Origin of the sequence: Paenarthrobacter sp. C1 (assembly GCF_049315185.1) — a bacterium.
In the GTDB taxonomy this organism is placed as follows: domain Bacteria; phylum Actinomycetota; class Actinomycetes; order Actinomycetales; family Micrococcaceae; genus Arthrobacter; species Arthrobacter nicotinovorans.
Genome location: NZ_CP186053.1, coordinates 178,068 through 200,163, shown reverse-complemented (window position 1 = coordinate 200,163; position 22,096 = coordinate 178,068). Strand labels below are relative to the sequence as shown.

Here is a 22,096-nt window from a genome sequence, read left to right as displayed (position 1 = left end):
CGGTGCCGGACACCGACCTGTCCCCTCTGCACGATGCTCTCCGGATTAAAGGTCGATGAGGTGTGCAGCGGTTATGGTCCTGCCGCACACATGAGCGGCATGACTGTTTCTGCGCCCGCGACCACCACTGACATCAAGATCGCCACTCCGCTGAAATCCAGTGTTCTGCTGACCCTCGGGAACCTTATCGATGCCGCCTGGCCCGGGTCCCAGCTGGTCACTAACGAGGACCGGTTCACCCAGCAGGTCATCTTCCGGATCGATCACGCGGTGCAGGCGGAGGTTGACGAGTCCGCGGCCGCCGACATGCTGGTCGAACCTGACGAGCTCGACGTCGACATCGTGTCCCTGGGCCCCGAAGGCATCCAAACCCTGACTCCGGAAATCATTGGGGCCAACTTCCTCCCCGTCATCAAAGAGGCCTTCGCGAAGAACCCCGAAGCGCAGAACTACCTCGAGTTCACTCTCATCGACAAGGAAGACCACCACCGCTACCTGCTGACCTTCTGTCGGTCAGCCCAGCAGACACCGCACGAACTGCGAATGGCCGCTGAAAGGGAACTGGATGAAGCCCGCGGCAAGATTCACCGTGACTACGCCGCCTCGATCTACGCCCTCTTGGGGCACCCTCGCGGCGGACGGCCCGACACGTACGAAGCAGGGGTAAAGGCCGCCCTGGACGCCGTCCGGCAGAGTGGCTTTCCGTACACGGAGGCTGGTTCCTCGAACGGCGAGGACTGATACCGGTCTGGCCATGCTCGGCACGGGCAAGTGCCGGCCCCCATCCAGGGTCCGCGGAGAGCAACCCCGACCGCCGCACACATGAACGGGCATGAGCACACTACCGGAACCTTCATGTACCGCCGCCCGGTCCAGCACCGCGTCACCATCCTGGACACCGACAACGACGTCCACTACTTCACCCACACCACCGACAACTACCCGGACTCCAACGGCCTGTACCGCAGAGACCGAAAGGACTACACCCGCGACGACATCCCGCTGCGCGGCTCCTACTTCATCGAAGAGCTCGACGACGAAGGGGAACGCACCGGACGGTTCAAAGTACTAACCCCTGGGGAGTTCAAGGCCCAGCTCACCGAGCACGAGGAGCCGTACTTCGAGTACGGGGTCCAGTACCTCCCGCGGCCCCGCGACGTCGTATCCCACGGCAGCAACCTGGAGCACGCGAGGGAAGCGCTGAAAGCCATGCCCGTCCTGGCTGGCTCCGGCGAATACGGCATCGTCCGGCGCCTCGCCACAGAGCCCGGTCCGTGGGAGCGCGTCGAGTAACACCACGCCCGGCAACGGCCCCAATGCCGCTGCGGGGACCAGTTTGGGCGCTCTGCGCAGGGGCGCAGGTCCTGCCGCACACATGACTGCCATGAAGCGAAACCCTGTTTACGTCACTGTCCGAGAAGACCACACCACGGCCATCGAGGGCCGGGCGGAATTCCCCATCGACGGCGACGCACTGCACGACCGCACTGCACTTCGGAAACGCGCCGAGGACCGCATCGTCTCTGATCCTGCCCTGCTGGCCACGGCCCGCGCCTGGCTTGGAAAGCCCCTTGACCCGTCCGACCCGGCACTTACGCCGGCCCAGGTCGCCCAGAGCATCACCGCCTTGTTCACCGGCGGAGCGGGGCGCTTCGTCGCCGTCGCCCCGACCCTTCGGAAAGTCCAGTCAGCCGCATGATCACCAAATTCCGCACCGTGAACAGATCGCCGCCGACGGGGTCAAACCACTGACCTTCACCGAATGGATCCTGGGCCGCATCGCCGGCCGGCTTGAAGTCCGGGCAGCCACCTTGGCCAGCAAGTGCGGCGACCACCAATCCCTGAACCATGCACTCCTTGCGCTCTGGGCCGGAAACCAGCGCGGCCACGCCCATCTGGCCGCGTTCCTGCCGCCGGCGGAACTCAACCTGGCCATCAAGGAGGACCGCATCCGGCTCGTCGTCGAAGCCGGAGCCTGACCCGCCGGGGAGGGCAAGCACCTGTCCCGCACACATAACAGGCACCCCCGGCACCACCGACCCAAGGAGCGCACCATGCAGGCAGCCATTATCCCGGCCGACCCCACGAAGCCAATCCGCTTCGAAGACATCGACCCCGCCGAGGCGCTGCACGGGCTCGTCGGCGGAGACTTCCAGCTGGTTGGCTTGCGCCCATATTCGATGAACATGTACGTCAACGAAAACGGCAAGCTGGAGCGGCTGCCACTCAATATACGCGCCACCGTGCTCTGCAATTGGGCTGAGGCGATCCGCACCGACGACTACATCAACGGGGACGCTGTCGTGCTCGGCCCGATCAACGACGACGAAGGCGAAGACACCGGACTGGCTGACGTCCAGATCTCCTGGCTGGAACGCTTCGAGTCCGAGCACTCAGCCCGGAACCGCGCGGGGGACTAACAATGGCCTTCGCCGGCGCCCTGGCCGCGGTTCGAATGTCCATGGTCAACCAGCAGAAACGCACTTGTCCCATCTGCCGCCGCAACGTTTTGGCCCGGGAGGACCATCGCACCGACCCGTCGGGGCAGAAGACCCACACTGACTGCAAGGAAAACGCTCTGTGACTTCGATCCTGTACCGCAACCTCAGGCCGGAGCAGGAAGATCTGATCGCCGCCCTCACCGAACGCTATGCGACGCAGAAAATCCGCTTCGACACCGGGTTCGTCGGAAGCATCCCCGTCATCAATGACGTCACCGGCGACGAGTGGGCGGGCGAGCTCGAACCGGAGGACGCGGCCGGCCTCTTCGTCCAGCTCATGGACCAGCTGCGGCGGGTGCCCTACAGGAAGACCAGGGACCGGCCCTTCGCGGCCCTGCGGCGCGGCTCATTCACGCCGCCGGCTAACTGGAAACAGGGAATCATCCGCAAGCCGTCCAGGCGACGCCGGTAAGAGCATACCCGTCCGGTCATTGACGTCCGCTCAGGCGAAGACGGTCTTCTCGACCTTCCACTGCGTCAGGCGGGGGTAGACCCAGAAGCTGTAGATGCCCAAGGTCACGACGCACAGGAGGAACCACTTGACCCACAGCCCGAAGATGCCCCAGCCGGTTCCGATGAATTGCAGTTGGCGGCCCTGGAGGTAGGTGTTCTTGGCCCGCCAGCGTTCGACGAGGACCACAGCGAACGGGTAGCAGATGCCGAGGGTGCAAACTGTGACGATGAGGCCCAGGATCTGGGTACCGAACCATGAGCCGGCGCCACCGCGGAACTGGTAAAGCTGGACGCCCGGGACCGCCAGTGCGCTGGGAGCCTGGGACGGCATCATTGCCTGCCCGTACGCCTGCGGTTGCGCGTTGGCCGTGAACTGCTCGTTGTTGGTGCTCATTGGATTCCCCCAAAGTGTGATGTGACGCGTGAACAGATTGAACTGTAAAGCAATCCGGGCCCCGGCGCTTGAATCCGTCCAATAATGACTTCAAGCCGACGCCCCGTGTCCCCAACCGGTGAGCCCCGGGGCGGGCGCCGCACACATGAGGCCCATGACCTCACTGCGTGATGAAGCCCGGAATCCCAACACTTCACGGGAGCGCCTGCACGAACTGGCCCATCTGCCCGGCGACCGCGGCCAGCACGACTCGGACGCCGGCTGGTGCCGGGAGTACGTCGCCGCTAATCCGAACGTTGGTCTGGCGACCCTGCAGGAATTGGCCGCCGACAGGGACGACGTCATGGCCCGCCGCAACGCCGCCAACAACCCGGTCCTGGATAACCAGACCCTGTGGATGATGATCGAAGACAAGGACGACCTCACTGCCGACGCTGCACGGGAACGCCGCGGCCTGTGCCCGAAGCCCCGGCCCAACGCCATCGCCCGCGCCGTCCGCATCCCGGTCATCGACCCGAAGACCGGACGGGTGATCAAGCCGTGAGCGGGGGATCGTTCGGCTACGCCTATGAGGTCGGCACCCTGAAAGACCTGTGGGTCGAAAAGAGCGGGATCGAGGGCATCGCCGACGCGCTCCGGGAACGGGGCCACGACGAAGCCGCTGCCGAAACTGAAGCCCTCCTGTCCGAGCTGGCCGTCTTCGAGGACTACATCCTAGCCCGCGCCGAACGGCTTCGCGGCGTATGGAAGGCGACCGAATGGGTCGTCTCAGGGGATTGGAGCGAAGCCGACCTTACCGCCGACGTCGGCGTCCTCGAATCCGCCCCTCCTTTCGCAGACACCCTGCGCATCGACACTGCCAACGGAAGGATCATGAAGTAATGCCCCGCGCCTATGACCTGATCGTCAATGTCACCGCACCCGCCGAGATCCTCCCGCGCCTCGGCGCCCTGGATGCCATGGTGACGAACCTTCGGGACCGCGGACTGCACGACGCTGCCGACGAGACTGCCGAGCTTCTGGAGGAGGCCCGGGCCTTCGAACCCGCCATGCAGGCACGATCCTGCCGGCTGCGTCGGCTTTGGAAGGCCGTCGAGACCGCGTCGGAACCCGTCCAGGACCCTGCCGAGGCGACACGGAACGTCAACGCCGCGGCGCTGGACTACCGGGCAGTGAAGGAGCAAGAGGATCGCAAGGGTCCTACAATGTCAGAGTTCCGGCCATGAAAAGCGCCGATCTGGAGGCCCTGCGCACCAAAGCAACCGACAACGTCGACAGCACCGTCACTGTTGACGCGGCAGTCCTGCTGGAGCTGCTGTCCCACATCGACGAGCTCCGCACCGACCTGCGCAACATCGACGAATTTCATCGACCGCAGCGAACTCGAAGAAGAGGGTTACAGCCCAGCCGTATGGGCCTGGAACAGCATCGTCGCCGAGTTCCGCGAGATACCGAGGCTCAGTGGCGAGGACCTTGAGGTCATCCCGGCTCCGGTGATCGAACGCCTGGACATCGCCGAGCACAGGATCGCGGAGGTGAGGGGCCTGGCTCAGCGTGCCATCAACCGCTACAACCACCAGACGATGATCAAGGCCCGGACCGTGATCGAACTGCTCGACGGAACGACAACCCGTGCGCAGCTGCGCGGCTGATCAACCACTCCCCGAAGATCAGGCGGGGACCTTTCTACCCGGTGCCCCACACATGGTGGCCATGGAACCGTACCGCGTCATCACCGACTACAACGACTTCATCTGGCTGCCCATCAACTCGATCGTCTGCCCGGTTGGCCAGCCCAGTCGGGCGTACCGCAAAGCCTGGTCCAACATCTTCACCACTTTCGAATCCCCACTGGAGACCGATGAACACGAGACCTGGAAGATCCTGACCGTGCACTGCCCCACGGACGCACCTGAACTCTGGGTGCTGTGGGACGCCGGGGCGAAGAAGGACGCGCTGCCCAAGCAGGGTGCCTTCGTCACAGTGGTCCCGTCACGGTCACCGCGGCGAAAAGCCCACACCGGCCTTGGCTACGCCAAGTCGGCGATTACGGGGAGGCTCTACAGCGGCGTTGCCAAGGAGGACATGTCCATCCTGCAGTTGGACCCCGCCACCAGCCAGTACGTCACCCTCCACGACATCCCCAAGGGGACCCTCAAATCCCAGCTGCCCTGGTAGCGGAAGGAAAATCATGCAACCTGCCCGCACCGTCCACTCAGAAGCCGAGCTCGAGGCTGTCGCGACCGACTCGCTCGTATCCGCCGCCTACGGCCTTCGCTACATCTATGAGAAGTCCGGGCCCAACGAGTGGGTCGAGCCCGGCTCGGAGGAGACCTTCACCACCGCCGGAGTGTGGGAGTTCCTGACCGGGTCCTACGAAACCCTCGTCCTGGATGAGGACCGCGAAGTGTGGGTGCTGATTGATGCCGCGGCACCCGGGCCGGTCAGGCCGCCCCGGCCCGTCGACTCACCGGACTACGCCACCCGCATCCAGCTCCGCAGCAACGACATCGTGGTCCATCACACCCTCGAAGAGGCGCAGCAGGCGATTGAGGATGCCGTCGGTACCGGCGTCACGGTCGGGCACACGAACATTTGGCACCGGGCCAAGGACGCCTACGATTTCCGACCCTCCGTTTACATCGCCCCGGGTACACCCGTCCCGGATTTTCCCTGGAAGTCAGGCGCAGCCGCTACGCTGTGAGTTACAGCTACCGCTGTGGCACGAGACGGAGGACTGCCATGATGCACTACCCCGATGAAGCGATCCGCTACAGCCGCGACGACCTGCTTCAAGCCCTGGCCGAGTCCCTCGGAACCGGACCAGATGACGACCGGATCGTTGACGCCTACGACCAGATCATCAGCGAGTGGTCTCTGTCCGCCAACGATCCGGCCGCGGAGTATGACCGCTTCTTCCAGGACGGCCCGGTGGCGTCGCACATCGACCTCGTAGCAGTCCAATCATGGGCCAAGGGGCGGGTCCTGCTCTAACCCGGCCAACGGTCTAAAACTGTAGCGAAAATCACCCTCGGACATGCCCCGAATGTAACCTTTCGGACGCCTTATCAACGCATGTTTATAGGTATGACCCCTCGCTATGACCACCGCTTCTTCCTGCCCCGGCACGGGCTGGTTTTCGAGGCGTCCTGGCGGCGTCCGGCGCGTACTGCGCGCAGCTGGGTGAGGGCCCACCTGCATGCCCTGGCTTTCGGCGGACCGACCCCCGGAAGCCCGGAACATGACGTGGACCCTGAGGCGTTGACCGCGGCAGTTGAACTGTTGGAAGAGCAGGACATTGACGCTGCCGCCATGGCATTCACCGATCTGGGCTACGTTGTGCAGGTCCACGCGCCCCGGTGAGCGGGACGGCCGTTGCCGCACACATGGCGGCCATGCCTGAACTGAAACTGAGACCGGTGACCCCCGGCAAGCTGAACAAGCCCGCCTGGTACCGCGCCCACACCGCCGAACTCGGCCCGGACCACCGGGCGGGGGAGGGCGCCGCTTCCCTGGTGACCTCGGACGTTTACCTGAACGGGGAACGCATCGGCTCGGTTACTGGCTCGCTCAAGACCAACAGCACCGCCCGCGAATGGGTGCCAGACCGCCTCGGGGCCGGCCTCAAGCAGCACGGAACCGCGCGGTTCAACGCAGTCGACGCTCTGGTCCGGACCCACCTGACCGACCTGCAACAGCACCCGATCGCTCACCTGTCCACCGCGGCCTGATCCATCAGGTCCGGCGGGGAGCCGCAGCACGTCCTCCGCACACATGGAGTCCATAGACCCGATCCCTTCCGGAGGACCCCATGAGCACCACAATTTACGACGGCTTCCGCCTCGCCGAAGGCACCGACCTGGCCGCGTTCAAACAGGCTGTCCGCGACGCCATCGACCCGCTCCGCGACCAGGAAGACCTGAAGTTGGTCGCCATCGAGACGGCCAAGTACATCGACACCCGCTGGCTCTCCGGGGAAACCATTCCTGCCGGGGCCGCGACCACCGCCTACGCCCAGTGGGCCGAGGCGCAGGCCAAGATGAGCGTCTACGACTACGACCACGATCTGAACCGCTTCGAGCTCAGCATCGGCACCGACCCCGGGACGGGACGGATCATGGTCATCGTCCGTGCCGAAAACCACGTCCTGAAGGACGCCTTCGAAGACCTGGACGGCGTGGAGGAATATGGCTACTGGGACAACAGCGACTCGTATCCCGAAGGCGTCACCCGCGCGGACTGGAAAGTCCGTGAGGCCGCCTGGGACAGGATGCTGCCCGGCCTTGGCAAGATCTCCGCGACCATGGACACCTGGGTGCTGCGGGACAGCGTGGAAGTCCGTGATGAGCTGCGCGACGTCGAGGCCATCCTGCCCCACATGCCGGAGGCCAGCGACCGCGCCCGTGGTGCGGGAATGGACGCCTACGGCGATTACCTGTTCCGGGAGCAGGGCATCGAGGTCATGCGCGCCGTCAATCACGTCGTCTTCGGGCGTGGTGTGAGCATCCGGCCCGTCATTGACACCGTGGCCTCCTACCTCCCGCCCCTGACTGCAGAGCTGCTCACCGAAGGCTCCGGCGAGGCCGCCATTGACCCCGGTTACAAGGACGCCGTGACCGCCGCCTGCGCCGCCCTGTACGAGCAGGACAAGAGCGAACTGGCGAGGAAAGACTGATGAGCACCAAGATCCGCAACGGCTACCGGCTCACAGAAGGCACCGACCCTTTCACGTTCGTTGCCCGGCTCCGCACTGTGATGGACCCCGCCCGTGACGCAGCCGACGCGAAGCTGCTTGCCGGGCTTTATGTCCGCGCGATCGACAGCCCATGGTTCCGCGGCGACCCCATCGAAGATGGCGCCGGCATCACTGCCTGGCGGGAATGGCAGACAGAGCAGGATTCCATGAGCAAGATGGACCGACGTCATGATCCGAACGAGTTCGGCGTCGAGATCGGCCTCGACGAGGTTACCGGACGCCACCTGCTTCTGCTCATTTCCTACAACCGGGACCTGACCGACGCCTTCAAGGTGATTGACGGCGTCGAGGAGTACGGCTACTGGAACGACACCGACTCCCGGCCCGACGGCGTCACCAAATCCGACTGGGAGGAACGCAAGGCCGCCTGGAACCGCGTCATCCCGCGCAGCGGCTACACAAACCTGCTCCACTTCAACCTCCGCCCCGTCCACGACGGCGGCGTCTGCCGGTTTCTGGGTGTCGACGGCGAGGACACAACGGCAGTGTTCGCGTCCGTCCCCCCCAGATGCTGAGCGGGCACGCAACGCGGGCGGGAACGCCTACATGTCGTACCTCTTCCGCGAGCACGGAATCGACGCCATGGATGCCGTGAACTTCGTCGGCTTCGGCCGCTCAGCACGGCTTAGCCTCGTGACCCACGTCGCTGCCGCCTACCTGCCTGCGATCACTCCGGAGCTGGTCAAGGAAGGGTCGCACGGCGCTGTCATCGACCCTGCCTACGCGGAGGCGATGAAAGCCGCCTGCGAGGAGCTCTACGAACTCGACAAGGAACGACTGAACCGATGAGCACCAAAATCCACAACGGCTACCGGCTCGCCGCCGGAACGAACCTGTTCGACTTCACCCGGCGTGTCCGCACGGTCATCGACCCGATCCGCGACGACCTCGACGCAGCCCTGCTGGCCAAGCTCTTCGCCAGCGCAGTGGACACTTGCTGGCTCAAAGGAGAGGGGGTCCCGCCCACGCTGTCCTTGACCGCCTTTAGCCGGTGGGAGGACGGCCAGGCGAAGCTGAAGGACGAGAGCAGGGAGAAGGACCCCCACCGTTTTGAGATGTGCCTGGGCGAAGACCCCGGCACAGGCCGCATCCTCATCCGTCTGTACACGGACCAGCAGGTCATGGTGGACGCCTTCGAGGTCCTGGATGACGTTGAGTCCTACGCCTACTGGAACAACGACGACGAACCCAAGGGCGTCACCTCTGAGCAGTGGGATGAACGCCGGGCCGCCTGGGACCGGGTCATGCCCGATTACACCGCGCCGTCAGAGTCCATGCTGACCTTCACCCTGCGCAGCAGCAGCAACCCTCGCACCATGATGCTCTGCGCTGTTGACGGTGGCGAGAGCGACCCGGTCCTGACCAAGGTGCCTGGCCGGGCGGAACGGGCCATGAACATTGCACGGACCCGCTACCTGCACCTGTTGGTGAACATCCACGAAGTTGATGCGCTGGTTGCGTTCCGGCACAGCCTGACGGGACGGGTCACGGACGAGCTGGCGGCGATCGCGACCATGGTCGAACCGCATCTGTGGAAGATCGACCGCGAGCTGCTCGTGAACGGCGACCTGAAACGCATCTCCGATCCGGCGGTCGCGGCCGCCGTGGACACTGCCTGCGCGACCCTGTTTGAAGCCAAAAAGACAGGCCTCCCCGTACCCGGCAAGGCCTGACCGGCGCCGTCAACGCATGTTTATGGATATGAACCCCGGACATCACCACAGCTACTACCTGACCGATCGGGAACGCGTCATCGAACTGAACTGGCCACCACAGCCTCAGACACACCGGATGAGCCTGAAGGGACGGGTTGTCAGGCTGCTGCGCAGCGGGCCACACCCTGGCCCCCTGAAGTGAACGTGGACCCTGAAGAATTCGGAGCCGCCGTCAAGGTCTTGGAAAGACAGGACGTCGAACTGGCGATCAACGCATTCACTTCCCTGGGATACGAGGTCACCGTGAGGGCACCGCGGTGAGCCTCGGCGGCTACACGGCGCACCTGGCGTCCATGGCGGCCCCTCCGGTCCCAGCCGCGACCCCGCAGCCGGTCCCTGACCACCTGCGGCTGTTCGCCGCCGGCACCGACGTCGTACTCGCCCATCGGGACAAGGTCACAGCAGGGGTTCCCGGGTGCACCTGCGGGAAGACGTATCCGGAGAATTCGCACAGCTACTATCCGATCCTGCACGCCCGGCACGTCGCCGACGAAGTGGTCACCTGGACCCTGGCCGCTGCCGTCGCAGCCATCCGGGCCGACCGGGACGATGTCGCCCGTGACCCGGAACGCTGGAGCGCCGGCACGCACGACAGCAGTGCTGCGATCGACGCCATCATCACCATGGCCCGCAGCGAAAGCGAACAGGCCCGACCGAAAGAAACCACCGCATGAGCACCTCAGTAGAGCCGGCCCCGGACCTCCGCTCCGGCATCAGCGCCATCACCTTCTTCGCCTTCACCATGTTCTGCATCCGGCTCTGGTCCAGCATTGACCCGCAGCCTGAACCAATGACCCTGGCCGTCCAGCAGGCCAGCGAGGAACGGATGAGCGCCTACTTTGTCGCCGCCGGCGTCATGCTGTTCGGGCTCTTCGTCCTGCTGCGCTTCATTGTGGGGGCCGTGGTCAATGGGCTGGCAGCGCACACCGGGGAGCGGCCGCGTGGTTGTGCATCGGTACGGCGGTGTTGCTCGCTGCCGCGCTGCTCACGTCCTACACCGCCCCGATCCTTGGTGTGGCTGTTCTCACCGCGTTGGGCGCCAACTGGGCGGTGGAAGCAGCCCGGCTGCGGCGCGCAGCCTCATAGCCGACTCATGCCAGACCCAGCTCCGGCAGAGAGTCCACGATCCGGTTCGTCTCCAGGCTGAGCGCCACGATGCGGCCGATCAGGTCGATGATGTAGCGGGGCTGCTCATGCTCGCGGGACCAGTCGTTCGGGTCGTTGACGATCCCTGTCGCCTTGTCTGTCTTGACCTGGTAACGCTCCAGGATCCAGTCGATCGCCGAGCGGGAACCGAGCATGTAGCGGTGGGCTTCCTCCGGGATGCCTTCCAACGTGACCTGCTGGTTGTAGATGATGCGGGTCTTATCCCACGCGCCGGCTTTCCCGGCGTACTTCATCTTTGTCACCGCGTACTTGGCATACTCGTCCTGCACGACGGCTTGCCCGGTCGACACCTCGTTCAGCGCGTACGGCTCCAGCGACTCGTAACCGATGTGCAGTTCAGCGAGAGACTTGCCGGCGCCGGCGAAGGCACGGAACTTCTCAAGTCCCGGGACTTGTGGGATCCGCGGAAGCATCTTCTTGAGGTCGGCGGCAAAGCGGGCCCTGTACTCAGGGGAATGGAGGATAGAGTAGACGTAGTAGAAGATGTCGTCTTTGCTGACATCCGGGGCGTAGGCTGCACGGTACTCGCTCAGGGCTGAATCGGTGATGTTATCGGCTCTCCGGCTGCCGCCAGCATCGCTCAATTCGTCAAACAAGCTGGCCTTGTTGGCTTCGCTAAAAGTGAAGCGGGGAAAGAACTGGCCCTGGCCCGATCCCCAAAACGAGACGTCTGGGATGCGATCGACCGCGAGTATTGAGAACGGCTTATCGTTACCGTTGCCAACGATGTAGAAGCCGATGTTTTCCGTGTCAGCGTGGGGAAAGAATTTGGGCTGCTGCGATCGCTCGTGGTTCATGAGGGGTGCAAAATACACGGACTGTTTGCAGAACGGCCTGTAAACAGAGACCCGATGCGCACTCTCTAAATACTCAAGCTTGTCCTTCTTGCGTAGAGCGTTCCGTAGGCTTCGTGTCCAGCTGATGCTTTGCGGGTCGGGGGTGATGAACGATTCGACAGGCGTGGGTGATCCGGATTCCGCATAGCGCTCGACCTCCGAATTGTAATTTCTGATCATTCGCTGAACACTGTCACCTAGCCTTTCTCGGGAGCTGTTGTAAACCCATGCGTCCCGTCCCGACTCCAGCCCACGTGAAAACGAGGCGAATATGCTCTGTCCAGCGCCCTTTTCGCCAAGGGGTATGAATTTCTCAAAGTCGGCATTGCGGTGGTTGATCCAGTCCCCGTCCGGGCTTGGGGGCACCATCTCCCAGCCGATCTCGGCAATATTCGCGGCGTCGACGATGGCCAATTTCTGCTTCCGGTCGAGGTAGTCGCCGATGTCCCGGTAGCGCAAGGAACAGCTATCCACGGAGCCCGGCCGCTTCACCAGCAACAGGATGGCCACAGTGTTGCGGCTGCCAGAGTCAAAAATCTTCCCGCCCTCGCGCCGGCTTTGTTCGCCGGCGGTCCGCTGGTTTCCGCGGAGGTTGTAGACATAAATGTCATGGAACTCAGAGACGAGTGTCTTGCGCAGCCCATCGGCCGTGTTGCCGTCGATGTATCCGCCATTGGAGACGTAGCAGAGTACGCCGCCGTCGGGGGAGTTGAGGATCCGGTTGGAACCCCAGCGGATGGCTCGGATGTAGGAGTCGTAGAGGGAGTTCTTGTTGGTGGCCGTGGAGAGGTCCGCGTAGGTCCGGCGGATTGACTCGTCCAGGGTCGGGTATTTGAGGTTGGCGTTGTTGTCATTGCCGCTGGACTGGCCGACTGAGTAGGGTGGGTTGCCGATGATGACCCGGATGTCGAGGGCGTTCTGAGCCTTGACGCGGTCGTTGTTGGAGGTGAAGACGAAGTCATCGAGCGTGTCGCCGTCCTCGGTCATCTGGAAGGTGTCGGTAAGGACGATCCCGTCGAACGGGAGGTAAGGCACCTCGCCGGCGTCCTTGCCTTCAGCCGCAGCCTGTTCCTCTAGGAGACCGTGCACGGTGGCCTCGATGTTGATCGCGGCGATGTAGTAGGCCATGAGCAGCAGCTCGTTGGCGTGAAGCTCCTGCGTGTACTTGCGAAGCAGGTCTTCCGGCTTGATCCGGCCGGACTGCAGCAGCCGCACGATAAAGGTACCGGTGCCGGTGAAGGGGTCCAGGATGTGGACGCCTTCATCGCTGATGGAGGCGTCGAAGTCTTTGGCCAGGACGTCGTCGACGGCACGGATGATGAAGTCCACGACCTCCACCGGGGTGTAGACGATGCCCAGGGATTCGGCGGTGCGGGGAAGGCCAGTTTGAAGAACTTCTCGTACAGCTCAGTGACGATCTTCTGCTTGCCCTCGGCGTTGGTGATGCCCTCGGCGCGGACGCGGACGGACCGGTAGAAGGATTCGAGGCTGGCGACCTCGAGTCCAGGTTGTACTTCTCCAGGATGTCGACCATGGAGTCCATGACCTGGGAAACCGGGTTGCTGGCCGCGAATGAATAGCCCTCGAACAGAGCCTCGAACACCGGCTTGGTGATCAGATGCTGCGAAAGCATGTCGATCGCGTCCGACTCGGTGATGGAGTCGTTCAAGTTCCCGCGCAGGCCCTGCAGGAAGACGCTGAACTCCTCCCGGGGCCGCTGGTCTTCACCGTCCAGGATCGTCTTGATCCGGAGCACGTGCCGGTCGGCGATCTCCTTGACGTCCTTGGCCCAGGATTCCCAGTAGCGGCGGTCCCCGACCTTCTTGACCATCCTGGCGAAGATGGCGTTGCGCCACTGGTCGGCGCCGGCCATGTGGAACAAGGCCCGGTGCCGGTCCCGCTGGGCTTGTCGCTCCTGCCGCCACCCGGGCCGTCCCCGAAGGGGTCCGCCACGGTGATGACGTCGATCTTGTCGTTGGCGTTCCGGTTGAGCTCGAGCTTGTTGATCATGGCTTCGAACCGGTCATCGTGGGCCCGGAGGGCCTGCAGGACGTCCCAGACGACCTTGTACTTCTTGTTGTCGTTCAGTGCCGTCTCGGGGTCCTGGCTGGCCGGCACGGCGATGGGCAGGATGATGTAGCCGTACTCTTTGCCCTCGGCTTTACGCATGACGCGGCCGACGGACTGTACAACATCGACCTGGGAGTTGCGTGGGTTCAGGAACAGCACCGCGTCCAGAGAGGGGACGTCGACGCCTTCGGAGAGGCAGCGGGCGTTGGAGAGGATCCGGCAAACGTCTTCGCCGTCGGCGGTGGCGGTGTCCTCGGCCTTGAGCCAATCCAGCTTGGACGATCGCTCCAGCACGTTGAACGTGCCGTCCACGTGGTCCGCTTCCAGCTTCAGGGCCGGGGCCTCGGACTCGCCGCGGTTCACGAGCAACTGCCGGCCGACAAGTTCGAAGTCTGCCGCGAGCTTCTTCGATTCCTTAATGTTGCGGGCAAAGGCAACGGCGCGGCGCATGGGGGAGGCATCAGTAATGTCCAGCCGCTGGCCGTTCACGCCTCGCTTGGACAGGCCGTTCCAGCAGCCGACGATCCGGGCGGCGTCGTCCAGGTTGAGGTCGCCGTTGTCTTCGAAGAGGCTCTGGAAGGACTTGCTGACAGTCTCCTCGTCCACGGCGAGCACCAGGACCTTGTAGTCGGCGAGGTGGCCCATTTCCACGGCCTTGCCGAAGCCGAGGTGGTGGAACTCGGGGCCGTAGATGCCCTCGTCGTCCATGGAGTACATCTTGACGTCGTCCTGGCCGGCTTTGGCTTTGGCTTCCTGGACGTAGATCCGGGGTGTGGCGGTCATATACAGCCGCTTGCCGGATTCGATGTAGGTGTTGTCGTGGACCTTCACGAAGGCGGAGTCGTCATGGCTGGCCTCAGTGATGCCGGTGGTCCGGTGGGCCTCGTCGCAGACGATGAGGTCGAACTCCGGGAGGCCCTCCTTCTGGGCCTGGTGGATCACGTCAATGGACTGGTAGGTGGAGAACACCACCGTGATGGCTTCCTGGCCGTTACTGATCCGCGCCCGGTTCAGGAGCTTGGCCGGGTCGGTGGTGGCCGGGAATGCCAGGTCGTGAACGCTGACGTCCTCGTGCTCTTTCCGTCCGACCTTGGTGTCGGAGCACACGGCAAGGGGCCGCAGCGGCACGGAGGCCTGGGCGGTCCATTCGTTCAGGGTCTGCTGGAGCAGGGCGATGGACGGGACCAGGAACAAGACGGACCCGCCGATGGGGACGATCTCCTCGACCATCTTCAGGGACGTGTAGGTCTTCCCGGTGCCGCAGGCCATGATCAGGCGGCCGCGGTCGCTCTCCGTGAAGCCCTTCTTGACGTCATCGATCGCCTGGCGCTGGTACTTGCGGGGTTCCTTGCCACCCAGCTGCTTCATCTGCTCAGGGGCGTCGATGCTGAACTCGGACCAGTCGATGGTGGAGTCGGCCAGGTCCGCGAACCGCAGCCGGGTCATCGGCTTGGACTGGCCCTCCAAAGCGTCTTCGGCGTGCTTGGACCACTTGTCCGTGGTGGACACCACCATGCCGTAGGAGAAGTCGCTCTTGCCGACGGCGGTGAAGAACGAATCGATCTGCTTCTTGTCCAGAGTCCGGGCCGGGTCGTAGAACTTGCACTGGATGCCGGTCAGCTCGCCCGTGTACCGGTCCTTGGCAACGAGGTCGATGCCGGTGTCGACGTGTCCGTTCCGGCCCGGCCATTCACTCCACAGCCAGACGTCGGAGAACTGGTCGGCGTACTTGGGCTCAAGCTCCAGGTACCGCTTCATCAGGTGTTCGAATTTGGTGCCCTTGTCGTGCTGATCACTCGCCGAGAAATAGAGACGATCGAGGACGTCTTCGAAACTTGCTGAACCCATGGAAAGTATCTTGCCCTAGAAAGCAGCGTGACTTTGAATTTACGCAAGACTGGGAAGAACACGTGGCTGTGCGCACATATGAAATGCCATGACAGATTGAACTCGCGGCCATGAAGTCGCGCATTCGCTGCCGACCGGCCCCAAAAACAACCTCTGCCTCGGGTCAGATCTGGTGCGGACCTTCGTGCGGAACGTTGACCTGACCACGCTGACACGGCGTTGGGCTCATGGCGTTGTGACCCTCCGGGCCGGAATGCAGGTCCTGACCGGCCGGGCCGAAGTCCTCGACAGACGCTACGGCGAACTGGCCGTCGCAGTCCGTGACGCCGGACAATCCCTGTTCGACTTCGAGACCGACGCATGGGCGTGAGAGGTTACCCTGCGCGTCGCCGCCGGGGACGCCGGACTAGCGGGTCGGATGGCCGAGCGGACTGCTGTCTAGCTGGACACGCCCCGCGGTCTCCGGAGCCTGTAATGCACGCGGAGGCTACTGGAAACGCAGCGACATGAATAGTCTGGAAACTGCTGCATGGTCCGCTGACTGCAGCCAGGCTTGGGCCTGTTCCTTGGTATCGAAGTACCTTATGGATGCCAGTTGGACAGCGACCGTTTTTCCCCCAGGAATGCCGATTTCGTGGATTCCAGGCAGTAGCCGCATGTTGATGGTCGAGGGCGGGTTGGCATCTGTGGCGAGCCTCGTTACAGCCGCGATAGGTTTCTCCCATTGGAGCGGATAGCCCTGCAGCCCCGGTACCGTTGCGGCTTCACGGGAATCGACAATGAAGGACTGCAACTGCAGTGAGCATCCAGCGCAGTTCTTGTTTGAGGGCTGGATATTGACCTTCCCCGTCGCCGCCGTTGCCTCTGTATACGTTGGACCGATCATCGGGGCAACGGGACTCCAGTCCAAGGGGAAAGACAGTTCAGCCAACTGCTGACCTTGTTTGTTCTTAACTTCAACCTGGTAGCCGCTCGTGCTGGTGGTGACATTCCAATCGCTGCGGTAGTTGAAGGTGTAGGGAACTCTGCCAGAGGCGCCCTGGAAGTGGATGTCAGGGGTCTTGTTTTGGTAGGCCTTATCTAGGCCGAATCTTCCAACCGCCATGGAGTTGATGAAGTCAACGGCATAGCCCAAGGCGTCTTTACTGGTCGGCAGGGCCCCGTGGTTGCAGGGCGCGCCGATGAAGCTCAAGGAGGCCGCCCAGGAAGACATTGCAATTCCGGCGCGTCCTTTATTCATCTCGTCGAGGTAGGCGTCATCCCTGCCGAGATCGAAGATCCCGAGCTTTAGCGCGGTGGCGTTGATCAGTGAGCTCGTTCGTTCGCAGACAACCCGCTTCTCTCCCAGAAATGCCCCTTTGGGACTACTGGCGCCGACCAGTGAACCCGGGTACCCGAGTGCTGACGAAGTTGGCACGATGCTGTCACCGATGTCGATAACGGCGGCGCTGTTGAACAGATTCAGGTTAAAGAGCGTCATCGTGACCTTGGTCTGTCCGGCGATGACTCCGATCTTCTGCCCGGGTTGTACGTACGGGACCATGGCGCAGCCATCGGGATGGGGGAAAGCGAGGCATCTTGATGCCGGGGAGTCATTGGGTGGCGTGGCAACTTTGTCCCAGGTGGGAATGATGCTTCCGTTGAACTTTGGCGTCATACGGGCAACATATTCGTAGATCGTTGCCAGACCTCCGGAGAAAGGTGTTCCTTGGTGCGGCGTTCCTAGGGTGACTATGCCAGCAAGAGAATCAGAGCGACCTTCCTTTGCCAGATAACCGGTTGCCGCGCGGCTCACAATCCCGCCCATCGAGTGGGCAACTATTGCTACTTGCCCGGCTCCGCCCCCAGCCAGGCTGGCATCGGAAAGATGTTCGACGAAGCGAGCCAGGCAACCACTTATCTTCTCCTCGGCTCCCCAGGTTGTATTCGCCCACACGTAGTCAAAGGCGAAAGTTCTGTAACCCGGACCGAGTCTATCCCCCAAGGCTGGAAGTGTGTCCCGTTCCGCGCTGGCCCCATTGGCCGTCCATCCATGAACATAGACAACTGGAATTTGCGCAACTGACGTGACAGAATCTGCGGTTTGGGACGGACACGTGAGATTTGCCGCCTGGGCTGGCTGGGACGCAAGTCCCGCAGCCAGGACAGAGAGAAATGCCAGTAGGGCCGCCACAAAGTGTTTCATTGAGCCGGTTCCTCGTAGGCGATGATCAACTTTCCGTCCGGCTGTCGAAGGAAGCCCACGTTCCACAGCTTTCCGCTTGAGTCCTTGGCGTCGATTTCCCAGCCCGGCCCGTCAGCAATCTGGCGAATGTTGGAAGCATCGAATGTAATGTGCATCCTTTGAAGTTGGGTGAGTGTTTCAGCATTGACGGTGCGCGTTGTTGAGAGCCCCAGCGCATTGAGGACGATTGCAGAATCCCCGGAAACAACGGCTTCCTGAAGTACTTGGAGTTCCTCTTGTGTGGGAGGTTGGGCGGTCGGTGGTGACGAGGGTTCCTGCGATTGCGCCGAAGGTGCGACTGGCTGCTCCACTGCCCTCGTGAACCCTCCTAACACCGCGACAAGAATGACAGTCGTCACCAGGACACCAACCGCACCCACTACCAACGCAATCCGGCGTCGCATCTTCCATCCTTCAGCTTGAGTGGCGGGGCTTATGCCAGCCGCTTACTGATAAATCGTGCACTGAGCGATCCTGGGCGCGCCTATTTCTGACGTACCTCTGCGAGCAACCCGAGTGCAGTTATAGACGAGTAGAGCCTATTGCCGGGCCATAGTGAATAGTTTGTTACTGCCTGAATATAGGGTCGCCGAGTCGTTGCCGCTGAATTCGACCTGGAAGGTCGCTTGGTTGGGTGGCTGCGAAACGACAAGGGAGTATCGGCCTTTGCTGTCCTTTTTGTCGGACAGCGAGCAGGTCATGCCTCCACCTAGGTCCAGCGGTTTGCCACCGGAGTAGTACATGCCCTTGCAGCGACCGTCCGGCATGACGACCTTCATGGCAGTGCCGTCATCGGCCTTCCAATTCCCTGTGAGGCTTGGCGGTGATCCGGCGCAGCTGCACAGCAGGGCTGTCACAATGCCGGAAACGAGCAGACTCGTGATTCCCCGGCAGGGAGTGATTCGTGCCATCTTGCTCCAATATTTCGTCTTAATCAGGGTGATAAAGGCGATGCTATTGAACGCCTTCTCCGTAATGGGATAAGTATCAGTCCTCGTGAAGAAGTGTCATCAGAAATGTGGACAATCAACACGTGAAAGGTGAGAGCACACTCTTCTACTTGGGAGTAACGAATTGGAACGCTGACACTGGTTGAATCGGCGGGTCAGTGGGGCGTATAGGGGGCATCTTATGGTTACAGGCGCTGTTTTAGCAGGAATTATTGACGACCACGAGACGACTATGATCGGCCTGGTGGGCGCAATAAATCGCTACTCCGACCTGGGCGACCCGCCTGTGAAGTTGGTCAGGATGGCGCCGACAGTGGACGACTTCATTGATGCCGACCGTGGCGTTTGCCAAGTGGTTGCCTTGGACATGCAGCTGGCGGACGGCTCGGCACCGGCAGAGAACACGGCCAGACTCGTGTCCGCGGGGTACAAGGTGCTGGTCTTCAGCGCAGGCAACGACGTGCGGCACCTGCAGCAGGCACTGGCGAATGGGGCCAAAGGCATATCGCTCAAAGTTGAGCCTGTAACGGTCACGGTTGACAAGCTACGCAGGGTAGCGGCAGGGGAGACGATCCCCAGTCTCGACCTCGCCGCCGCAATTGACGCTGATACGGAATTCGTTGAAGCGAATCTCTCTGACAGGGAAGCGGAGTGCCTTGCCCTGTACGCGACGGGTTACGCCCTGACCCAGGTAGCGACTCAGATGAACGTCCAAGAGAGCACTGTCAAGAAGTACGTTGACCGAATCAGGGAGAAGTACGAACAGGTCGGCCGACCGGCGGGAACCAAAATCGACCTTCTGAAGCGGGCGGTCGAGGACGGCCTGTTGCCACCCATAGTGCCCCTGAAGAAAGACAGGATGGGGCAGTGAAACTGATGGTCGCGGTGCCGTCCGGTGTTTCTGCGAAGGAAACGCACAGGCTCATGGGCCGAGGCATTTCAGCCTTTGCGCTGTTGCTGGTGTTGCAGGCTTCGGGATCCATCGTGACCCAGGCTGGTTTGGCCGCTCCGTGGTGGGACGCGGTTTTCCTTTGGCTGTTCCTGGGTGCACTCTTGTGCTTCATGGCTGCAGCAATGCAAGGACGCGGATTGCTCTGGACGAGTGCCTTTCTGGCCTTCCTGGTTCTTGCCGGACTGGTGCTGTGGCCCATGGCGGTTCCCCCCGATGTGCCCGCAGACATCGGAACCCCGTGGTTGTGGGCGATGATCAACGTGGGTGCGGCTTGGAGCGCGTTTGCCTTCGGTACCGTCACGGGCTGTCTCTACACCGTCGTCATTGGCGGGGTTTTCGCCACAATCCGGACCCTGCCCCAGGGCGGCTCTGCTTCCTTGTCAATCGCCATCCAAGACGCGTCGTTCGCTACTGTTCTGGGGGTGATCATTTGTCTCACCATCGGGATCATGCGACAAGCCGCCGAGCGGGTGGACACCGCAGCCGATGAGGCAATCGACCGTTACCGAGAAGCTGCGGCCGAAACTGCCCTCAGTAACGAACGGACCCGCGTCGACGGACTGCTCCACGATAGCGTCATGAGCGCCTTGCTGACTGCTGCCCGATCCGGCTCCAAGGCCGAACGTTTATCGAGCGCGAAACTGGCAGGCAGCGCCCTTGTAAGACTCGTGGAGCACGGCAGCGACCACGCGGAAGCGCCGACGGCCACGGTCACGGAACTGGCCGCCCGCGTACGCTTTACCATCCAAGGGAGCTCTTCTCCAGCGGTCAATGTGCACTGTGAGGCCCCGGCACACTTGGTAGTCCCGGGGCATGTTGTCAGGGCGTTCTTCGAGGCCAGCGCGGAAGCCGTATCCAATGCTGTGAGGCACTCCTGCGCGACGCGATGCGAGGTGCGTGTGACTGGACAAGAGCATAATGGTGCCGCCAAGGTGTCCGTGACCGTCAAAGACAACGGGCTTGGATTCCGACCGGAACTTGTTTCCGACCGTCGTCTCGGCATCAAAGTCTCCATTGTGGGACGCATGAGGACCATTGGCGGCACGGCAGACCTCAGGTCGCAACCGGGCAGAGGAACAGAAGTAGCGTTGAGTTGGTCAGGAGACGCCGGATGATCCGGGCCATCTCAATCCGGTTCATGATCATTCTGTGCTGTGCCTTCGCCGTGCTGCACGTCGTCCTGGGAATCGCCAACCTCGATATGGTGTCCTCGATCTGGCCGCCCATTGCCGCAATGGGTATCTATCTCGGCGTCACCGTCCTCGTGCTCTGGCCTGGACCCGGAAGGCTCAGCTCTCCCGTGGCGTTCCTGGCTCTGCTGGCCGTCGTCACCATGACGCTTCTCGTCAACAGTGTCCTTCCACGCACCACGTGGCCGGGTTACGCCTCCTGGCACATGGCCGCGACCTACACCCTGCTTGTTGTCGTCAATCTGCGCGGCAGGGTGGCCTTGTCCTGGTGCGGAGCCGCGCTGTCACTGGTGCTCACCACATGGTGGGCTTCGGGAACGTCGCTGGGCATCGTCGGTGGGCTGATGATGAACATCGCCACCGTGGGCTGGCTGACCATCGCAACCCTGATCGGCAGACTCCTCGGAACCAACGACCGGCAGGTAGATGACTACAGCGCCGACGCCGTCGCAGCGGCAGACTGGTACGCCGCAGAACGCGCATTGAACGTCTCCCGGACGCAATGGATCCATCACGTACAAGAACTTGCCGGCCAGGCCCTGACCCGGATTGCAGACCCGGACTATGAGCTCACTGACGCTGACCGCCAAGAATTCCTGTTGATCGAGGCGCGTTTCAGAGATGAAATCCGCGGACGTGTCCTGGCAACGGAGGAAGTGCTGGAAGCAGCCCGTCGAGCCCGTGAACGGGGTGTCACCGTCCGCTTGCTCGATGACCGGAGACAAGACCTCGCGCCTCGTGTGTTAGCCGCCGTCTCCGAGAAAGTCGTCAGTATACTCAACCAGGCCAGAGGCGGAACGGTGACGGCAAGGGCACGGCCAAGTGGGGGAAACGCGGCTGTCACGATCCTTGCTTCACGTGAAGGCGAGGCGGAGCCCACTCTCGTCGAATTCCCGGATTCGAGAGCCCAGTAGCTCTTTGGGACCCCAAAACCGTCGAAATTGTCCACCCTTCTGCGGACACTTTGCATCGAGCCCGGAAACAACGGCGGCCAAGCAACGAACGCCACCTAACATCCAAACATCAACAGCGCCGGACAA

At 62.5% G+C, this 22,096-nt stretch carries 33 protein-coding genes; 25 read left to right on the top strand and 8 right to left on the bottom strand.

Translation table 11 applies throughout. The features are described from left to right. Nucleotides 1-99: 99 nt before the first annotated feature. The 6 genes from ACNAOU_RS23425 (at nt 100) to ACNAOU_RS23400 (ending at nt 2,913) form a co-directional block, all read left to right on the top strand. Entirely contained in the window at nt 100-741 is a 642-nt protein-coding gene (locus tag ACNAOU_RS23425) for a hypothetical protein (protein ID WP_422758900.1), read from the top strand. Between the two features lie 81 nt (nt 742-822). Further along, the gene (locus tag ACNAOU_RS23420) at nt 823-1,293 is read left to right on the top strand and encodes a hypothetical protein (RefSeq protein ID WP_422758899.1); all 471 of its coding nucleotides are present in this window, start codon (nt 823-825) and stop codon (nt 1,291-1,293) included. Nucleotides 1,294-1,384: 91 nt separating this feature from the next. Continuing rightward, a complete protein-coding gene (locus ACNAOU_RS23415; RefSeq protein ID WP_422758898.1) occupies nt 1,385-1,699 on the top strand; it encodes a hypothetical protein in 315 nt (104 codons plus the stop codon). A 112-nt stretch (nt 1,700-1,811) separates the two neighbouring features. Further along, entirely contained in the window at nt 1,812-1,979 is a 168-nt protein-coding gene (locus ACNAOU_RS23410; RefSeq protein WP_422758897.1) for a hypothetical protein, read from the top strand. Between the two features lie 75 nt (nt 1,980-2,054). Continuing rightward, nucleotides 2,055-2,420, top strand: coding sequence for a DUF3846 domain-containing protein (locus tag ACNAOU_RS23405; RefSeq protein ID WP_422758896.1), 366 nt, complete (start codon nt 2,055-2,057; stop codon nt 2,418-2,420). Nucleotides 2,421-2,580: 160 nt separating this feature from the next. Continuing rightward, nucleotides 2,581-2,913: a hypothetical protein gene (locus tag ACNAOU_RS23400; RefSeq protein ID WP_422758895.1), complete on the top strand. Its 333-nt coding sequence runs from the start codon at nt 2,581-2,583 to the stop codon at nt 2,911-2,913. Nucleotides 2,914-2,943: 30 nt separating this feature from the next. Here the strand turns inward: ACNAOU_RS23400 and ACNAOU_RS23395 are convergent, their stop codons facing one another. Continuing rightward, complete coding sequence (locus ACNAOU_RS23395) at nt 2,944-3,348, bottom strand: DUF898 family protein (RefSeq protein ID WP_422758894.1); 405 nt, start codon at nt 3,346-3,348, stop codon at nt 2,944-2,946. Nucleotides 3,349-3,502: 154 nt separating this feature from the next. On the opposite strand from ACNAOU_RS23395, the gene ACNAOU_RS23390 reads away from it, so the two are divergent. From ACNAOU_RS23390 to ACNAOU_RS23325, 14 genes are all read left to right on the top strand, one after another. Further along, nucleotides 3,503-3,892 carry a hypothetical protein gene (locus ACNAOU_RS23390; RefSeq protein ID WP_422758893.1) on the top strand — a complete coding sequence of 130 codons (390 nt, stop codon included), beginning with the start codon at nt 3,503-3,505 and terminating at the stop codon, nt 3,890-3,892. Then, nucleotides 3,889-4,230, top strand: coding sequence for a hypothetical protein (locus ACNAOU_RS23385; RefSeq protein WP_422758892.1), 342 nt, complete (start codon nt 3,889-3,891; stop codon nt 4,228-4,230). Before ACNAOU_RS23390 ends, ACNAOU_RS23385 begins: the two co-directional genes overlap by 4 nt. Next, nucleotides 4,230-4,574, top strand: a complete 345-nt coding sequence (locus ACNAOU_RS23380; RefSeq protein WP_422758891.1) for a hypothetical protein — start codon at nt 4,230-4,232, stop codon at nt 4,572-4,574. Before ACNAOU_RS23385 ends, ACNAOU_RS23380 begins: the two co-directional genes overlap by 1 nt. 63 nt (nt 4,575-4,637) lie before the next feature. After that, nucleotides 4,638-5,000 (top strand): hypothetical protein, encoded by a 363-nt coding sequence (locus ACNAOU_RS23375; RefSeq protein WP_422758890.1) that lies wholly within the window; start codon nt 4,638-4,640, stop codon nt 4,998-5,000. A gap of 61 nt (nt 5,001-5,061) precedes the next feature. Continuing rightward, on the top strand, nt 5,062-5,526 hold the full coding sequence (locus tag ACNAOU_RS23370; RefSeq protein ID WP_422758889.1) for a hypothetical protein: 465 nt from the start codon (nt 5,062-5,064) through the stop codon (nt 5,524-5,526). A gap of 13 nt (nt 5,527-5,539) precedes the next feature. Next, the gene (locus ACNAOU_RS23365; protein WP_422758888.1) at nt 5,540-6,052 is read left to right on the top strand and encodes a hypothetical protein; all 513 of its coding nucleotides are present in this window, start codon (nt 5,540-5,542) and stop codon (nt 6,050-6,052) included. Between the two features lie 38 nt (nt 6,053-6,090). Next, nucleotides 6,091-6,342, top strand: a complete 252-nt coding sequence (locus ACNAOU_RS23360; protein WP_422758887.1) for a hypothetical protein — start codon at nt 6,091-6,093, stop codon at nt 6,340-6,342. A 93-nt stretch (nt 6,343-6,435) separates the two neighbouring features. Next, entirely contained in the window at nt 6,436-6,711 is a 276-nt protein-coding gene (locus ACNAOU_RS23355) for a hypothetical protein (RefSeq protein WP_422758886.1), read from the top strand. A 32-nt stretch (nt 6,712-6,743) separates the two neighbouring features. Further along, nucleotides 6,744-7,079: a hypothetical protein gene (locus ACNAOU_RS23350; protein ID WP_422758885.1), complete on the top strand. Its 336-nt coding sequence runs from the start codon at nt 6,744-6,746 to the stop codon at nt 7,077-7,079. A gap of 80 nt (nt 7,080-7,159) precedes the next feature. Then, a complete protein-coding gene (locus ACNAOU_RS23345) occupies nt 7,160-8,023 on the top strand; it encodes a hypothetical protein (protein WP_422758884.1) in 864 nt (287 codons plus the stop codon). After that, complete coding sequence (locus tag ACNAOU_RS23340; RefSeq protein ID WP_422758883.1) at nt 8,023-8,619, top strand: hypothetical protein; 597 nt, start codon at nt 8,023-8,025, stop codon at nt 8,617-8,619. The genes ACNAOU_RS23345 and ACNAOU_RS23340 overlap by 1 nt, the downstream gene beginning before the upstream one ends. Before the next feature lie 31 nt (nt 8,620-8,650). Further along, nucleotides 8,651-8,893 carry a hypothetical protein gene (locus tag ACNAOU_RS23335; protein WP_422758882.1) on the top strand — a complete coding sequence of 81 codons (243 nt, stop codon included), beginning with the start codon at nt 8,651-8,653 and terminating at the stop codon, nt 8,891-8,893. Further along, entirely contained in the window at nt 8,890-9,777 is an 888-nt protein-coding gene (locus tag ACNAOU_RS23330; RefSeq protein ID WP_422758881.1) for a hypothetical protein, read from the top strand. The genes ACNAOU_RS23335 and ACNAOU_RS23330 overlap by 4 nt, the downstream gene beginning before the upstream one ends. A gap of 299 nt (nt 9,778-10,076) precedes the next feature. Further along, entirely contained in the window at nt 10,077-10,493 is a 417-nt protein-coding gene (locus tag ACNAOU_RS23325) for a hypothetical protein (RefSeq protein WP_422758880.1), read from the top strand. A gap of 5 nt (nt 10,494-10,498) precedes the next feature. Here the strand turns inward: ACNAOU_RS23325 and ACNAOU_RS23320 are convergent, their stop codons facing one another. Beyond that, the gene (locus ACNAOU_RS23320; protein ID WP_422758879.1) at nt 10,499-10,744 is read right to left on the bottom strand and encodes a hypothetical protein; all 246 of its coding nucleotides are present in this window, start codon (nt 10,742-10,744) and stop codon (nt 10,499-10,501) included. A 20-nt stretch (nt 10,745-10,764) separates the two neighbouring features. On the opposite strand from ACNAOU_RS23320, the gene ACNAOU_RS23315 reads away from it, so the two are divergent. Further along, complete coding sequence (locus ACNAOU_RS23315; protein WP_422758878.1) at nt 10,765-10,905, top strand: hypothetical protein; 141 nt, start codon at nt 10,765-10,767, stop codon at nt 10,903-10,905. Between the two features lie 5 nt (nt 10,906-10,910). Here the strand turns inward: ACNAOU_RS23315 and ACNAOU_RS23310 are convergent, their stop codons facing one another. The 3 genes from ACNAOU_RS23310 to ACNAOU_RS23300 are packed head-to-tail and all read right to left on the bottom strand — an operon-like array spanning nt 10,911 to nt 15,740. After that, nucleotides 10,911-13,151, bottom strand: a complete 2,241-nt coding sequence (locus ACNAOU_RS23310; RefSeq protein ID WP_422758877.1) for a type ISP restriction/modification enzyme — start codon at nt 13,149-13,151, stop codon at nt 10,911-10,913. Then, a complete protein-coding gene (locus tag ACNAOU_RS23305; protein ID WP_422758876.1) occupies nt 13,084-13,578 on the bottom strand; it encodes a hypothetical protein in 495 nt (164 codons plus the stop codon). The genes ACNAOU_RS23310 and ACNAOU_RS23305 overlap by 68 nt, the downstream gene beginning before the upstream one ends. Beyond that, nucleotides 13,488-15,740 (bottom strand): DEAD/DEAH box helicase family protein, encoded by a 2,253-nt coding sequence (locus tag ACNAOU_RS23300; RefSeq protein WP_422758875.1) that lies wholly within the window; start codon nt 15,738-15,740, stop codon nt 13,488-13,490. Before ACNAOU_RS23300 ends, ACNAOU_RS23305 begins: the two co-directional genes overlap by 91 nt. A 184-nt stretch (nt 15,741-15,924) precedes the next feature. On the opposite strand from ACNAOU_RS23300, the gene ACNAOU_RS23295 reads away from it, so the two are divergent. After that, entirely contained in the window at nt 15,925-16,110 is a 186-nt protein-coding gene (locus ACNAOU_RS23295) for a hypothetical protein (RefSeq protein ID WP_422758874.1), read from the top strand. 117 nt (nt 16,111-16,227) lie between these two features. Here ACNAOU_RS23295 and ACNAOU_RS23290 read toward each other — a convergent pair whose 3' ends face one another. From ACNAOU_RS23290 to ACNAOU_RS23280, 3 genes are all read right to left on the bottom strand, one after another. Then, nucleotides 16,228-17,925: an esterase/lipase family protein gene (locus tag ACNAOU_RS23290; RefSeq protein ID WP_422758873.1), complete on the bottom strand. Its 1,698-nt coding sequence runs from the start codon at nt 17,923-17,925 to the stop codon at nt 16,228-16,230. Continuing rightward, complete coding sequence (locus ACNAOU_RS23285) at nt 17,922-18,323, bottom strand: hypothetical protein (protein ID WP_422758872.1); 402 nt, start codon at nt 18,321-18,323, stop codon at nt 17,922-17,924. The genes ACNAOU_RS23290 and ACNAOU_RS23285 overlap by 4 nt, the downstream gene beginning before the upstream one ends. Nucleotides 18,324-18,503: 180 nt before the next feature. Next, a complete protein-coding gene (locus tag ACNAOU_RS23280; protein WP_422758871.1) occupies nt 18,504-18,875 on the bottom strand; it encodes a hypothetical protein in 372 nt (123 codons plus the stop codon). A 220-nt stretch (nt 18,876-19,095) separates the two neighbouring features. Here ACNAOU_RS23280 and ACNAOU_RS23275 point away from each other — a divergent pair, with 220 nt between their 5' ends. The 3 genes from ACNAOU_RS23275 to ACNAOU_RS23265 are packed head-to-tail and all read left to right on the top strand — an operon-like array spanning nt 19,096 to nt 21,970. Continuing rightward, entirely contained in the window at nt 19,096-19,785 is a 690-nt protein-coding gene (locus ACNAOU_RS23275) for a helix-turn-helix transcriptional regulator (protein ID WP_422758870.1), read from the top strand. Between the two features lie 5 nt (nt 19,786-19,790). Further along, entirely contained in the window at nt 19,791-20,981 is a 1,191-nt protein-coding gene (locus tag ACNAOU_RS23270; RefSeq protein WP_422759254.1) for a sensor histidine kinase, read from the top strand. Further along, nucleotides 20,978-21,970, top strand: coding sequence for a hypothetical protein (locus ACNAOU_RS23265; RefSeq protein ID WP_422758869.1), 993 nt, complete (start codon nt 20,978-20,980; stop codon nt 21,968-21,970). The genes ACNAOU_RS23270 and ACNAOU_RS23265 overlap by 4 nt, the downstream gene beginning before the upstream one ends. Nucleotides 21,971-22,096: the final 126 nt, after the last annotated feature.